Annotated in this window: 13 protein-coding genes, 2 tRNA genes and 2 rRNA genes; 2 read left to right on the top strand and 15 right to left on the bottom strand. The window is 39.9% G+C overall.

All coding sequences use genetic code 11. The annotated features are described in order from the left end of the window. The first annotated feature begins 18 nt into the window (after nucleotides 1-18). Nucleotides 19-300 (top strand): transition state genes transcriptional regulator AbrB, encoded by a 282-nt coding sequence (gene abrB / locus KDN24_RS00240; RefSeq protein WP_409970768.1) that lies wholly within the window; start codon nucleotides 19-21, stop codon nucleotides 298-300. 64 nt (nucleotides 301-364) lie between these two features. Here abrB and rsmI read toward each other — a convergent pair whose 3' ends face one another. The 9 genes from rsmI to KDN24_RS00195 form a co-directional block, all read right to left on the bottom strand. Next, nucleotides 365-1246 carry a 16S rRNA (cytidine(1402)-2'-O)-methyltransferase gene (gene rsmI, locus KDN24_RS00235; RefSeq protein ID WP_491348246.1) on the bottom strand — a complete coding sequence of 294 codons (882 nt, stop codon included), beginning with the start codon at nucleotides 1244-1246 and terminating at the stop codon, nucleotides 365-367. 50 nt (nucleotides 1247-1296) lie between these two features. Next, entirely contained in the window at nucleotides 1297-1554 is a 258-nt protein-coding gene (locus KDN24_RS00230; RefSeq protein WP_409970769.1) for a GIY-YIG nuclease family protein, read from the bottom strand. Next, nucleotides 1544-2284, bottom strand: coding sequence for a tRNA1(Val) (adenine(37)-N6)-methyltransferase (locus KDN24_RS00225; protein WP_409970770.1), 741 nt, complete (start codon nucleotides 2282-2284; stop codon nucleotides 1544-1546). The genes KDN24_RS00230 and KDN24_RS00225 overlap by 11 nt, the downstream gene beginning before the upstream one ends. A 71-nt stretch (nucleotides 2285-2355) precedes the next feature. After that, entirely contained in the window at nucleotides 2356-2727 is a 372-nt protein-coding gene (yabA, locus tag KDN24_RS00220) for a DNA replication initiation control protein YabA (RefSeq protein ID WP_409970771.1), read from the bottom strand. 13 nt (nucleotides 2728-2740) lie between these two features. Beyond that, nucleotides 2741-3568 (bottom strand): PSP1 domain-containing protein, encoded by an 828-nt coding sequence (locus tag KDN24_RS00215; protein ID WP_409970772.1) that lies wholly within the window; start codon nucleotides 3566-3568, stop codon nucleotides 2741-2743. Then, complete coding sequence (gene holB / locus KDN24_RS00210; RefSeq protein ID WP_409970773.1) at nucleotides 3561-4568, bottom strand: DNA polymerase III subunit delta'; 1008 nt, start codon at nucleotides 4566-4568, stop codon at nucleotides 3561-3563. Before holB ends, KDN24_RS00215 begins: the two co-directional genes overlap by 8 nt. A gap of 34 nt (nucleotides 4569-4602) precedes the next feature. Then, nucleotides 4603-4932 (bottom strand): cyclic di-AMP receptor DarA, encoded by a 330-nt coding sequence (darA, locus tag KDN24_RS00205; protein ID WP_409970774.1) that lies wholly within the window; start codon nucleotides 4930-4932, stop codon nucleotides 4603-4605. Between the two features lie 113 nt (nucleotides 4933-5045). Next, a complete protein-coding gene (gene tmk, locus KDN24_RS00200; RefSeq protein WP_409970775.1) occupies nucleotides 5046-5681 on the bottom strand; it encodes a dTMP kinase in 636 nt (211 codons plus the stop codon). Nucleotides 5682-5781: 100 nt separating this feature from the next. Further along, on the bottom strand, nucleotides 5782-7215 hold the full coding sequence (locus tag KDN24_RS00195; protein ID WP_409970776.1) for an aminotransferase class I/II-fold pyridoxal phosphate-dependent enzyme: 1434 nt from the start codon (nucleotides 7213-7215) through the stop codon (nucleotides 5782-5784). 767 nt (nucleotides 7216-7982) lie between these two features. Between KDN24_RS00195 and KDN24_RS00190 the strand changes: the two genes are divergently transcribed. Then, a complete protein-coding gene (locus tag KDN24_RS00190) occupies nucleotides 7983-8186 on the top strand; it encodes a sigma factor G inhibitor Gin (protein ID WP_409970777.1) in 204 nt (67 codons plus the stop codon). A gap of 275 nt (nucleotides 8187-8461) precedes the next feature. Here the strand turns inward: KDN24_RS00190 and KDN24_RS00185 are convergent, their stop codons facing one another. From KDN24_RS00185 to KDN24_RS00160, 6 genes are all read right to left on the bottom strand, one after another. Further along, the gene (locus KDN24_RS00185) at nucleotides 8462-8884 is read right to left on the bottom strand and encodes a hypothetical protein (RefSeq protein ID WP_409970778.1); all 423 of its coding nucleotides are present in this window, start codon (nucleotides 8882-8884) and stop codon (nucleotides 8462-8464) included. Further along, nucleotides 8881-9090: a helix-turn-helix transcriptional regulator gene (locus tag KDN24_RS00180; RefSeq protein WP_409970779.1), complete on the bottom strand. Its 210-nt coding sequence runs from the start codon at nucleotides 9088-9090 to the stop codon at nucleotides 8881-8883. The genes KDN24_RS00185 and KDN24_RS00180 overlap by 4 nt, the downstream gene beginning before the upstream one ends. Nucleotides 9091-9415: 325 nt before the next feature. Beyond that, nucleotides 9416-9532, bottom strand: a 5S ribosomal RNA gene (gene rrf, locus KDN24_RS00175). A 74-nt stretch (nucleotides 9533-9606) separates the two neighbouring features. Continuing rightward, nucleotides 9607-12542, bottom strand: a 23S ribosomal RNA gene (locus tag KDN24_RS00170). Nucleotides 12543-12838: 296 nt separating this feature from the next. Continuing rightward, nucleotides 12839-12914: transfer RNA gene (locus KDN24_RS00165), tRNA-Ala, on the bottom strand. Nucleotides 12915-12928: 14 nt separating this feature from the next. Then, nucleotides 12929-13002 (bottom strand) — tRNA-Ile (locus KDN24_RS00160). Nucleotides 13003-13134 lie beyond the last annotated feature (132 nt).

Below are 13134 nucleotides of genomic sequence, written 5' to 3'. Positions count from 1 at the left end.
GAGAGGAGAAATTTAATAATGAAATCTACAGGTATTGTCCGTAAAGTCGATGAACTAGGTCGTGTAGTAATTCCTATCGAATTAAGACGTACATTAGATATTGCTGAAAAGGACGCACTTGAAATTTACGTAGACGATGACCGTATTATTCTAAAAAAATATAAGCCAAATATGACATGCCAAGTAACTGGTGAAGTTTCTGACGATAACGTTACATTAGCTAGCGGAAAAATTATTGTAAGCCGTGAAGGTGCAGAACAATTAGTGAAAGAAATTCAAAATAAATTTCAACTTGCATAATAAACACAAGTGATATATAAAAGCTTCTCAAACATTTGAGAAGCTTTTTATTTTTTTCCTTTGTCTACTCCTGTTCTTCAACATGAAAGGCTTGATAGACGTCTCTTTTTCCAATTCCTCGATCGATAGCTGTTTGCTTTATGGCTTCCTTACTTGTCATCTCTTTTAAAGAAATGTAATGATGGACATGGGCGGATATCGAGAAATCTTCCCACCACGCAGCGTCTTCTTGTGCAGGAGTAGAGGAACCTTCAATAATAAGACAAAATTCCCCTCTTATTTCTTCAGTAGTTGACCAAGCTAATACTTCTTTTACGGATCCGCGAATAAACTCTTCAAATTTCTTCGTTAATTCACGGCAAAGCACCATTTTTCGATCACCCAGTTGTTCTTCAATCAGTGTGAGTGTCTCCTTTAAACGATGTGGTGCTTCGTACAAAATAATCGTTGATGCTAGTTTCGAAAGCTGTTCAAGTTCTTTCTTTTTTATTTTTTTTTGCCGATTTAAGAATCCAAAAAAATAAAATGGCTGTGTATTAATTCCTGAAGCAATGAGTGCTGTTAATGCTGCATTTGCTCCTGGAAGAGGAACAACCGTTAATTGTTCTGCTGTTGCCATCTCTACTAACTCAAAGCCAGGATCTGAAATAGTTGGCATGCCAGCATCGCTTACGAGAGCAATTTTTCCACCATTTTTTAATTTTTCAATGAGCTTTCTGCCACTCTCTTCTTTATTATGTTCATGATAGCTTATAATCGGGGTTTCAATTTCAAAATAATTGCATAGTTTCTTCGTATTGCGCGTATCCTCCGCTGCAATATAATCTGCTTCTTTCATGATTCTAACTGCTCGAAAACTCATATCTTCAAGATTGCCTATCGGTGTAGGAACTAAATACAAAATCCCTTTACTTGCTTCATTTTGGAAGCTCTTTTGTTGCCACATATGTACCACCTGTCTCTTTTGGAATGCGAAAGCGCCTTAACTTTTATCGTTTATCGTTTATTCTGCCTCAAATATTCTTCTTTTTTTGATCGTGACCATTGTTTAAATTCATACTCTGCCTTTAGTGCTTCACTTTTATTATCGAATCTTTTTGAAAAAACGAGTTCAACCGGTCCCCTACCTCTTGTATATTTTGCCCCTTTGCCTTCGTTATGAAGTTTAATGCGTCTTTCCAGATTATTCGTATATCCAGCATATAAACTATGATCCTTACAGTGAAGAACATAAAAGTAATGATTATTTTCCATATAAAATTTCCTTGATTTCACTGGTGTATTCATTTTGTTGATCATAAACAAATAACGGAGGCAAAATTTTTAAGTCTGGATTCCCATGTTTTGTTGCTTCAATAAGCAGCGTATTTGCTTCCTTTCCTTGCTTCGGATATACAAATTGGACCTTTTTCGGCTCTAGCTTATATTTTCGCATTAATGTCATAATATCAAGAAATCTCCCTGGTCGATGAACGAACGCCACCTTACCTCCTTGACGTACTAAATCACTCGCTGCCTTAATCGCATCCTCTAACGTACATAAAATTTCATGACGGGCTATTGCTAAGTGTTCATTTTCATTCATTTCTTCAGGTGAGGGAGTAGGAAAATAAGGGGGGTTACATGTAACGACATCAAATTTTCCATAGCCTAATCTTTTTGGCATTTCTTTAATATCCCCATGGATCATCGAAATTCGCTGGTCTAGCTGATTGTAATTTATACTTCTCTGTGCCATATCAAATAGCCGTTCCTGAATTTCTACACCGATAATATTCCCCTTCGTTCTTGCACTCAAAAATAAAGGAATAACCCCATTTCCACTACAAAGATCAATTAAATTCCCTTTTTGAATCGGAACATAAACAAATCTTGCCAATAATACAGCATCAAGTGAAAACGAAAATACAGAAGGACTTTGAATAATTCGTAAATCCTCTGCCAATAAATAGTCGAGCCGTTCGTCTCCTTTTAGTAAAACCATTCACAAACCTCCACAAAAACTCAATGATTTCAATATGAAAAGGGCCTCCCTTTTGAAGGAAGGCCGACATTTTATTTTTTATTAAGGAAAGATAAGCAAAAAAGACAATCGCCTTCTTTTCGCAGACTTCCAAAATGAAGATTACAAATATGAAAGCCCTCTTGGTATAGCCGAGCAAGATTATCATAGCCTTCCCCAATATCGATTCCTTTATCATTAGATGAATCTGCTGACATAACTGTAAGATCTTGATTATCCTTCGGCTTTTCTTTCTCTGTTGATAACTCCAAACGGCGTCTTAAAAGCTCATTTTCCAGCTTTAAAGCATTATTTTCTTCGAGGAATTCTGCCAAATGTTGCTTCAGCTCGCCAAGCTGTTGATATAACTGGCCAATTTGTGTTTCCATATTACTTACTGAGTCAAAGAACTCTTTTTTATCCACGTGTTCCACCTCATTATTCTGTGGATTGCGCCGATACAGCACCCTCAGTTTTTATTTCATCAAGAGTATACTCGAGAATTCGATCAGCTGCTGCTACATCTACTTGCAGCACTCTTTCTAAAATGTTTAAACCTACTACTTTCCCAAGGCCTTCCGGCGTTTGAATCCACTCTCCAACATCTGGGAGCTGTGCTTTAGCTTCCTCATATTCATCGTTTTCATATTTTAGGCAGCACATAAGCCGTCCACAAAGACCCGATATTTTCGTCGGATTTAATGATAGATTTTGATCCTTTGCCATTTTAATTGAGACCGGATCAAAATCTCCTAAAAACGTTGAACAGCATAACATTCTTCCACAAGGACCAATGCCGCCAAGCATTTTCGCCTCATCTCTTACCCCGATTTGGCGAAGTTCTATCCTTGTCCGAAATATTGCTGCCAAGTCCTTCACTAGCTCACGGAAATCAACTCTTCCATCAGCTGTAAAATAGAAAATGACTTTATTTCGGTCAAATGTATATTCAACATCAACTAGCTTCATATCTAATTGATGAGAGCTAACTTTTTCACTGCAAACTTCATAAGCTTCTTTTGCAGCTAGTTTGTTTTCTTCTACGGTCATCCGATCCTTTTGATCTGCAATTCGGAGAACTTTTTTTAAAGGAAGTACGACATCACTCTCATCAACCTTTTTCGGGGCAACGACGACCCTTCCATACTCAACCCCCCGAACCGTTTCGACAATGACGAACGTATCCTTCTCGATTGTAAGTCCATCGGGATCGAAATAATATATTTTGCCCGCTTTTTTAAAGCGCACTCCTACTACATCATACAAATGAAGATCCCTCCTGCAAATTCAATACGAGCTGCTCCATTAACAGCTGCGGATTCATATTTGCCTGCAATTTTCTTTTTGCTTCTAAAATAGCTGTCATCTGATCTGTTAACCTTTTGCTAGAAGACAGCAATGCATAATGCTCTAAACGTGCCTTATCATTTAGATAGACGACCTGATCCGATTTCCCGAGCTGAATATATAATAAATCCTTAAAAATAAGAAGTAGTAGATCTAATCCGAGATCAAATTGCTCTTTCTCTTTGAAATGCCCAAACCATTCCTCCTGAAGCGCAACCATCGCTTCTAGTGGAGTTTTTTTAAGCACTTCATATAATTTTAACACTATTTTTTGCGCTTGTACAAACCATTCATTTTGACTAAAGGCAACAGCCTCTTCAATATTATTTGTAAGCTGAGCAAGGAGGGGGGCTAAATGTGATTCAACCCCGTTTAATTCAAGGAGCTCAGCGATTTTTGCAGGTAATAAAGATTTAAATGAAATAGTTTGACAACGAGAAAGAATGGTAGGAAGTATAAGATGCCCTTGCTCCGTTATTAAAATAGCAATTGTCTCTGAATGTGGTTCTTCAAGAAATTTTAATAAACTATTGGCTGCATTGACAGTCATTTTATCAGCATGAACAATCATATACAGCTTTTTATTCGATTCAACCCCTGTTTTCGAAAACTCCGCTTGCAGAGCATGAACCTGGGCCTTCTTAATGGATAAACCATCTGGTTCAACAATATGCACATCTGGATGATTTCCCGAATTAATTCGCTTACAATTCGAACAAGCTTCACAAGGAATATACCCATCAATAGGTGAATGGCAAAAAAATGCTTTTGCTAAAACCATGCCTGCATCCCGTTTACCAGTGCCTTTCATTCCTTCAAACAAATAAGCGTGGGCTAGCCGATTCTTTATTATACTATTCTTGAACATTTTCAAAACGACAGGCTGCATTTCCTCAAGCTGTCCCCACGTTTTCGCCAAAATCATCACCACTATTTTTTAGATTTATTCCTGTTTAAAATTGAAGAAACTTTTCAATTGGTAGAACAAATACTGTTGCGCCACCAACTTCGACCTCTACTGGATAAGGGACATATGAATCTGCATTTCCACCCATTGGAGAAATAGGTGCAACAAGCTGATCCCTTGACTTACAATTATCCTGAATAATTTGCAAAGCTTTATCAACACGAATATCTTCTGTACCAATCATAAATGTTGTATTCCCAGATTTTAGAAATCCACCTGTGCTTGCTAATTTAGTTGCACGGAAATTATTATCAACTAATGCATTCATTAATTTATTGCTGTCTTGATCTTGAACAACCGCTAAAATGAGTTTCATACTTTCAGCCCCTTTCATGTAATTGAACATTTACTTACTTTTATTATAACAATTATATTATGAACAAACATTTAGAAAAAGCCTTAAAGATCATTCTTTAAGGCTTTACCCTATTAATTAAGATGAATAACTTCTTTTATTTTAGCTTCCGCTTCTTTAAAGACATGCTCAATTGGATATGAGGCATCAATTTTATATATTCTTTCAGGGTATTGTTCCATTAATAGATAATAGCCTTCACGTACTTTCTGGTGAAATTCAAGCTCTTCTAAATCAAGTCTATTGACTTCTCGATCCTTATGCTGATTTATTCTTTCAAGACCTTTTTCTGGATCAATATCAAAGAATAATGTCAGCTTTGGCATTTGGCCATCAATAGCAAAATGATTAATGGAAAACACTTCATCCATTCCTAGTCCACGTGCATAACCTTGATATGCTAAAGAACTATCTACAAAGCGATCACATAAAATAATATACTTTTTTTCAAGTGCAGGTAAGACTTTCTCAACTAAATGTTGTCTTCTTGCTGCAGCATATAATAATGCCTCTGTACGAGAATCCATTTTCGTATTTTGTTTATCTAAAATAACATTTCTTATTTGTTCTGCAATATCAATCCCACCAGGTTCTCTTGTTAGTAGAACTTGATACCCTTCTGTTTCTAGCTGAGCAGCAAGCATTTTAACAATTGTTGTTTTTCCTGCTCCTTCAGGTCCTTCTACAGTAATAAAAACTCCCTTATCCATCGTAAACCCCCAACAAAACTTTTACTGTTACATGTATCTATTTCATTCGTACCGTTCTTTACTTAATTTATATATGGCCATTTTCTTTAATATTACAAGCTTATGCTAAAAATACGTTAACTTCACCATTTTTCAAGCTGCCCTCGTCCTGAAATCTCGCTCCTGTTGCCTGAAGCAATTTAATATTTTCAATATCCTCGTATGTAATTATTTCCCCGGGAAATAAAAGCGGAATACCTGGAGGATATGGAATAATAAACTGAGCACATACTTTCCCAATTGCTTCCTCTAACGACACAGGTTTGCTTGTCATTGAACTCATGTCTTTTAATTGAAAAGCTAATCTTGAAATGCTTGGTTTCTTAAAAGTGATTTTTGTTTTAATCTCTTTCATATGCTCTGTACAACGTAATGCTGTTTTAAACTTACGTATAACTTTTTCTATCGGGAAATCATTATTTTTTTTCAATAGCGGAAAAACAAGGAGGACATTATATGGATCTGCTAGTTCCGAATATATTCCCTCATTCTCGAGTAATTGCTGCATTTCATATCCACTTCGAGAGGTAGTCGACTGAAGCGTTATTTTTAAAGGATCGCCTTTTCCGTTATGGTAAGATAGAACGTTAATTTCATTTAACTGCTGAAGTTCCCTTCTAAAATCCATTATTTTTCGTAGGAGGGCATTCTCATCTTCAATTGAAAAAGTAGCTAAATAGCTTCTCGCAATATCAAGAGATGCCATAATTGGATAGGACGGGCTGCTTGACTGTAATATTTGCAGATAGTTTGTTACATTTCTCTCCGGGATTATCTGGCTGTTAAAGTGCAAATACGCCCCCATCGTCATAGCAGGGAGAGTTTTGTGAGCAGATTGAACAACAATATCGGCATTTAATTGCACTGCAGATTTCGAAAAGATTTCTCCTTTAAAATGAGCGCCATGTGCTTCATCAATCAATACTGGAATTCCATTTTCATGGGATAATTCAATTATTTCCTCTAAGTCATTAATCATTCCATAATAATTTGGATATGTAAGAATAAGTGCTTTCGCTTGGGGATACATTTGAATTGCTTGTTTAAAAGTGTTAAGTGAAACACCCCCAGCAACACCCCATTCTATATTTACTTCTGGACCTAATAAGACGGGGGTGGCTCTTACTAAATTTAGTCCATTCAAGACAGATTTATGACAATTCCTCTGTACAAGAACCGTATCATTTTCTTTAATAGCTGCCATAATCATCGCTAAATTTCCTACTGTTGAACCATTAACTAAAAAATAGCTTCTTTTTGCTCCGGAAGATTGTGCAAGAAGCTGCTCGGCTTCTTTAATAACTCCTTCAGGAGAATGGAGATCGTCTAGCCCACTAAGCTCTGTAGCGTCTAACTGTAGCAGTTCTTGAAAATACTGTTTTCCTTCAGCTATAAAATTTGTCCCATACTTATGCCCTGGAACATGAAACGAAATAGGTTCTTTTTGGGCGTGACCTATTAATCGTTCTAATAAAGGCATCCTGTTTTGATCCATTGATTATCACCAAAAATTAAATAAATAGAGTCTTATCTATTTTAACAGATAGAAACGGATAAAGTTATATATCCCCTAAATTATTAGAAAAACTTGGCGTTCGCCAAGTCCTTTCAGAGAATTCCTCTGTTCTTCTTATGCGGTATTATATACGCAAATATTATTTAAACTTTATTTTATGCCCCATTTTATCAGCAATATCCAGCTTTTTAAATTTTATCAGCGAAATTCAGCTGTTTATCAGCCGACTTTTGCTATTTATCAGCCAAATTTAGGTATTTATCAGCCGATTATACTCATTTATCAGCCAACGCAGACAAAATCTGTAAAATATCACAGTATCAAGGACTGCGGGCTGACAAAATTATATACTTTCTTATCTTTTTAAAAGAACTTGGCGTTCGCCAAGTCCTTTCGGAGAATGCCTTAGTTCTTCTTATACGGTGCTATAAAGTGAAACTCAATCAGTGGGGGTTTTTCGACGCACAGGATGTGTTAGTGCAGACGTTGCGACAGGACGTCGCGCATTTAACGCAAATATTATTTGAACTTTATTTTTACTTTAGTACGTTAATAAACTTAAACTTTCCTATTAGCCATGAAAGAAAATGCACCCATACGATGATAAAGAAATCCAGTATAGACATACAACGAAGTACAGCTTCCATCATACAATAGTATTCAGGGAATATTTCATTCATGAATTTTCTAAAAATTGTATGCAATTTTATCAAACAGGGAATAATTAGTGTATGGAGGTGGAGGAATTGGGGATGCTTATGGCAAAAAAACATATTGGAGAAGAATGTGTCATTTGCGAACAAATAAAGCTAAGAGGAATTCATCTATACACTTCTTTTATTTGTACTGATTGTGAAAGTGATTTAATTTCTACAGATATGAGTAACCCGAAATATAAATTTTACTTAGAACAATTAAAGAAAATCACAAATCCAGAAACTTTTTCTTAGAGGGCTTTTCAAAAAAATTTATCGGTTTCCAAAGTTAATGTAAAAAGTAGCCTTGATTTTTCCTTCCTGGAATCAAGGCTACTTTGCTTAGCTAATATAGTGCTTTTTCAGAAAATCAACGTTTCAATAGTTTTAAAAATATTTATGTACACGTCCTTAATATTCACTTCGTTATTTCATATCCAGAATCTAAAAGTTTGGTAGATTAATCATACTGGTTTACATTTATATTAACCTTTGCTAATTATCTGTTCTTAATTAAAACCTGGTTCCTATTACCTTCTTTTAACGATAAGAGCACCTATCCCTACAATCCAAATATACGAAAAGAAAAAGATCCATAAATAAAAAATTGAAATTGACTCATTTCCTAAAAATGTAAAAACTGCTAAAGCTACAAATAAAATAGCTAAGGAAATATGTGACGCGTATGCAAAAAGACTGGAAATATTGTGGACGACTCGTTCATCTGCTTCAGGCAAATTATCTTTTTTGCGTTTTTGTTTAATCACTTGAACTACTGTCAAAATGATAGTTGCTACCAAACCACCTGTAAGTACTTCATACGGAAATTCACCTTGATAAATATAAACAAGAAATGAACCGAGAACGGCACCTATAAAAGTACAAGTAATAATAAAGAATGGTGTCCATTTTGCTAAAATTCTCTCCCATTTTTTTCTGTCTTTTACACTCATTTGTCACCCTCCTTTAAAATAAATATTTCCTCAATTGACATATCAAAATATGCTATTATTTTTAATGCTAATTCCAGACTGGGATTATACTTGTTTTTTTCAATTGCATTTATAGTTTGACGTGTAACTTGTAGATCCTCAGCCATTTTAATTTGAGATATCCCCTTTTTTTGGCGGATTTCTCGAATATGGTTAATCACCGGCATTAATAAGACCTCCATGTAATGTAAAGATACCTTTACATGTATAATAACAAAATACCGAGTAACTGTAAAGATATCTTTACAGTTACTCGGTATTTTTTCCACCGGATAATCCAAATATCCAATAAATATTTACCTTTCGCTTACGTGTTTCTCGACAATTTAAGTATAAAAGAATTGGAATACATGTATTTTTTTGCGCAATTGTGTGGATACCCCAACAAATATTATAGAACCAATTTTATATCCCACACATATTTACTTACTTGATGTTCTTACGAACATCTCTAAATAAAAAAGAACAGCTTATTCAGCTGTTCTTCATTTTGCTTAGCGGCGTCCTACTCTCACAGGGGGAGAGCCCCCAACTACCATCGGCGCTGAGAAGCTTAACTTCCGTGTTCGGGATGGGAACGGGTGTGACCTTCTCGCTATCGCCACTAAGCTTTTTATTAAATTGAGGTTTCATTCCCTCAAAACTAGATAATAAGAAGAAGAAATATAGAGTAATCATTGTTTTTGGTTAAGTCCTCGACCGATTAGTATTTGTCAGCTCCACGTGTCACCACGCTTCCACCTCAAACCTATCAACCTGATCATCTTTCAGGGGTCTTACTAGCTTGCGCTATGGGAAATCTCATCTCGAGGGGGGCTTCATGCTTAGATGCTTTCAGCACTTATCCCGTCCGCACATAGCTACCCAGCTATGCCTTTGGCAAGACAACTGGTACACCAGCGGTGCGTCCATCCCGGTCCTCTCGTACTAAGGACAGCTCCTCTCAAATTTCCTGCGCCCACGACGGATAGGGACCGAACTGTCTCACGACGTTCTGAACCCAGCTCGCGTACCGCTTTAATGGGCGAACAGCCCAACCCTTGGGACCGACTACAGCCCCAGGATGCGATGAGCCGACATCGAGGTGCCAAACCTCCCCGTCGATGTGGACTCTTGGGGGAGATAAGCCTGTTATCCCCGGGGTAGCTTTTATCCGTTGAGCGATGGCCCTTCCATGCGGAACCACCGGATCACTAAGCCCGACTTTCGTCCCTGCTCGACTTGTAGGTCTCGCAGTCAAGCTCCCTTGTGCCTTTACACTCTACGAATGATTTCCAACCATTCTGAGGGAACCTTTGGGCGCCTCCGTTACTCTTTAGGAGGCGACCGCCCCAGTCAAACTGCCCACCTGACACTGTCTCCCGCCCCGATAAGGGGCGCGGGTTAGAATTTCAATACAGCCAGGGTAGTATCCCACCGATGCCTCCACCGAAGCTGGCGCTCCGGCTTCCTAGGCTCCTACCTATCCTGTACAAGCTGTACCGAAATTCAATATCAGGCTACAGTAAAGCTCCACGGGGTCTTTCCGTCCTGTCGCGGGTAACCTGCATCTTCACAGGTACTATAATTTCACCGAGTCTCTCGTTGAGACAGTGCCCAGATCGTTACGCCTTTCGTGCGGGTCGGAACTTACCCGACAAGGAATTTCGCTACCTTAGGACCGTTATAGTTACGGCCGCCGTTTACTGGGGCTTCAATTCAGAGCTTCGCTTACGCTAACCCCTCCTCTTAACCTTCCAGCACCGGGCAGGCGTCAGCCCCTATACTTCGCCTTGCGGCTTCGCAGAGACCTGTGTTTTTGCTAAACAGTCGCCTGGGCCTATTCACTGCGGCTCATCCGGGCTATTCACCCAAATGAGCACCCCTTCTCCCGAAGTTACGGGGTGATTTTGCCGAGTTCCTTAACGAGAGTTCTCTCGCTCACCTTAGGATTCTCTCCTCGCCTACCTGTGTCGGTTTGCGGTACGGGCACCTGTTACCTCGCTAGAGGCTTTTCTTGGCAGTGTGGATTCAGGAACTTCGGTACTCTATTTCCCTCGCCGTCACAGCTCAGCCTTCACGATAATGGGATTTGCCTCATTATCAGCCTAACTGCTTGGACGCGCTATTCCAGCAGCGCGCTTACCCTATCCTCCTGCGTCCCCCCATTGCTCAAACGGTAATTTGGTGGTACAGGAATATCAACCTGTTGTCCATCGCCTACGCTTTTCAGCCTCGGCTTAGGTCCCGACTAACCCTGAGCGGACGAGCCTTCCTCAGGAAACCTTAGGCATTCGGTGGATGGGATTCTCACCCATCTTTCGCTACTCATACCGGCATTCTCACTTCTAAGCGCTCCACTAGTCCTTACGGTCTAGCTTCAACGCCCTTAGAACGCTCTCCTACCACGGACACCATACGGTGTCCATCCACAGTTTCGGTGATACGTTTAGCCCCGGTACATTTTCGGCGCAGAGTCACTCGACCAGTGAGCTATTACGCACTCTTTAAATGGTGGCTGCTTCTAAGCCAACATCCTGGTTGTCTAAGCAACTCCACATCCTTTTCCACTTAACGTATACTTTGGGACCTTAACTGGTGGTCTGGGCTGTTTCCCTCTTGACTACGGATCTTATCACTCGCAGTCTGACTCCCATGGATAAGTCTTTGGCATTCGGAGTTTGTCTGAATTCGGTAACCCGATGGGGGCCCCTAGTCCAAACAGTGCTCTACCTCCAAGACTCTTACTACATGAGGCTAGCCCTAAAGCTATTTCGGAGAGAACCAGCTATCTCCAAGTTCGATTGGAATTTCTCCGCTACCCACACCTCATCCCCGCACTTTTCAACGTGCGTGGGTTCGGTCCTCCATCCAGTGTTACCTGGACTTCAACCTGGACATGGGTAGGTCACCTGGTTTCGGGTCTACGACCACATACTACATTCGCCCTATTCAGACTCGCTTTCGCTGCGGCTCCGTCTTCTCAACTTAACCTCGCATGTAATCGTAACTCGCCGGTTCATTCTACAAAAGGCACGCCATCACCCGTTAATGGGCTCTGACTACTTGTAGGCACACGGTTTCAGGAACTATTTCACTCCCCTTCCGGGGTGCTTTTCACCTTTCCCTCACGGTACTGGTTCACTATCGGTCACTAGGGAGTATTTAGCCTTGGGAGATGGTCCTCCCTGCTTCCGACGGGATTTCACGTGTCCCGCCGTACTCAGGATCCACTCTGGAGGGAACGAAGTTTCAACTACAGGGCTTTTACCTTCTCTGGCCGGCCTTTCCAGACCTGTTCATTTACCTCATTCCTTTGTAACTCCGTGTAGAGTGTCCTACAACCCCAAGAGGCAAGCCTCTTGGTTTGGGCTAATCCCGTTTCGCTCGCCGCTACTCAGGGAATCGCGTTTGCTTTCTCTTCCTCCGGGTACTTAGATGTTTCAGTTCCCCGGGTCTGCCTTCTCTACCCTATGTATTCAGGTAAAGATACTGTTCCATTACGAACAGCGGGTTTCCCCATTCGGAAATCTCCGGATCAAAGCTTACTTACAGCTCCCCGAAGCATATCGGTGTTAGTCCCGTCCTTCATCGGCTCCTAGTGCCTAGGCATTCACCGTGCGCCCTTTCTAACTTAACCTTGTTCGGTCAATGATAAGCTGCGCATCTCTTCGTCATCTTCACTCGTCAACATCCTCACGTACAAACTACGTACGTTCCGGTGTTTCCTCACTCGATTCCTCGATCTGCTTGCTTCTCATTACCCTCACGGTTTGTAAATAGACTAGTTTTAACTAGCAATTACGCTCGTGATGGTTTTTACTCTATTAAATAATAGAGAGAAATACTAAAATGGCGATTACTCGGTTTTTCTTCTTCATTATCTAGTTTTCAAGGAACAAAAAGAGTCAAAAAAATAACGAAATAAATTCGTTATGGTGGAGCCTAGCGGGATCGAACCGCTGACCTCCTGCGTGCAAGGCAGGCGCTCTCCCAGCTGAGCTAAGGCCCCATTATAGAGAAAAGTGGGCCTAAATGGACTCGAACCATCGACCTCACGCTTATCAGGCGTGCGCTCTAACCAGCTGAGCTATAGGCCCATATAAAACTTCCGGCTAATGATAAGCGGCATATCTCTGCGTCAGCTCCCTCTCTGCGCTCCTCACGTACCAATTACGTACGCTCCGGTGCTCATTCGGTCGCTTCCTTGACCTACTTGCTTCTCATTACCC

The organism is Cytobacillus sp. Bva_UNVM-123 (assembly GCF_046351715.2).
GTDB lineage: Bacteria > Bacillota > Bacilli > Bacillales > Cytobacillaceae > Cytobacillus.
Note: the sequence above shows the minus strand (reverse complement) of the source record. Positions and strands in the feature narration are given on the sequence as shown.

Excerpts from the sequence above, each read along its gene's own strand:
- rsmI (WP_491348246.1), bottom strand. The coding sequence starts at position 1,246 with ATGTGGCAACAAAAGAGCTTCCAAAATGAAGCAAGTAAAGGGATTTTG.
- KDN24_RS00225 (WP_409970770.1), bottom strand. The coding sequence starts at position 2,284 with ATGGTTTTACTAAAAGGAGACGAACGGCTCGACTATTTATTGGCAGAG.
- KDN24_RS00230 (WP_409970769.1), bottom strand. The coding sequence starts at position 1,554 with ATGGAAAATAATCATTACTTTTATGTTCTTCACTGTAAGGATCATAGT.
- KDN24_RS00185 (WP_409970778.1), bottom strand. The coding sequence starts at position 8,884 with ATGAGTGTAAAAGACAGAAAAAAATGGGAGAGAATTTTAGCAAAATGG.
- abrB (WP_409970768.1), top strand. The coding sequence starts at position 19 with ATGAAATCTACAGGTATTGTCCGTAAAGTCGATGAACTAGGTCGTGTA.
- KDN24_RS00195 (WP_409970776.1), bottom strand. The coding sequence starts at position 7,215 with ATGGATCAAAACAGGATGCCTTTATTAGAACGATTAATAGGTCACGCC.
- darA (WP_409970774.1), bottom strand. The coding sequence starts at position 4,932 with ATGAAACTCATTTTAGCGGTTGTTCAAGATCAAGACAGCAATAAATTA.
- tmk (WP_409970775.1), bottom strand. The coding sequence starts at position 5,681 with ATGGATAAGGGAGTTTTTATTACTGTAGAAGGACCTGAAGGAGCAGGA.
- KDN24_RS00180 (WP_409970779.1), bottom strand. The coding sequence starts at position 9,090 with ATGCCGGTGATTAACCATATTCGAGAAATCCGCCAAAAAAAGGGGATA.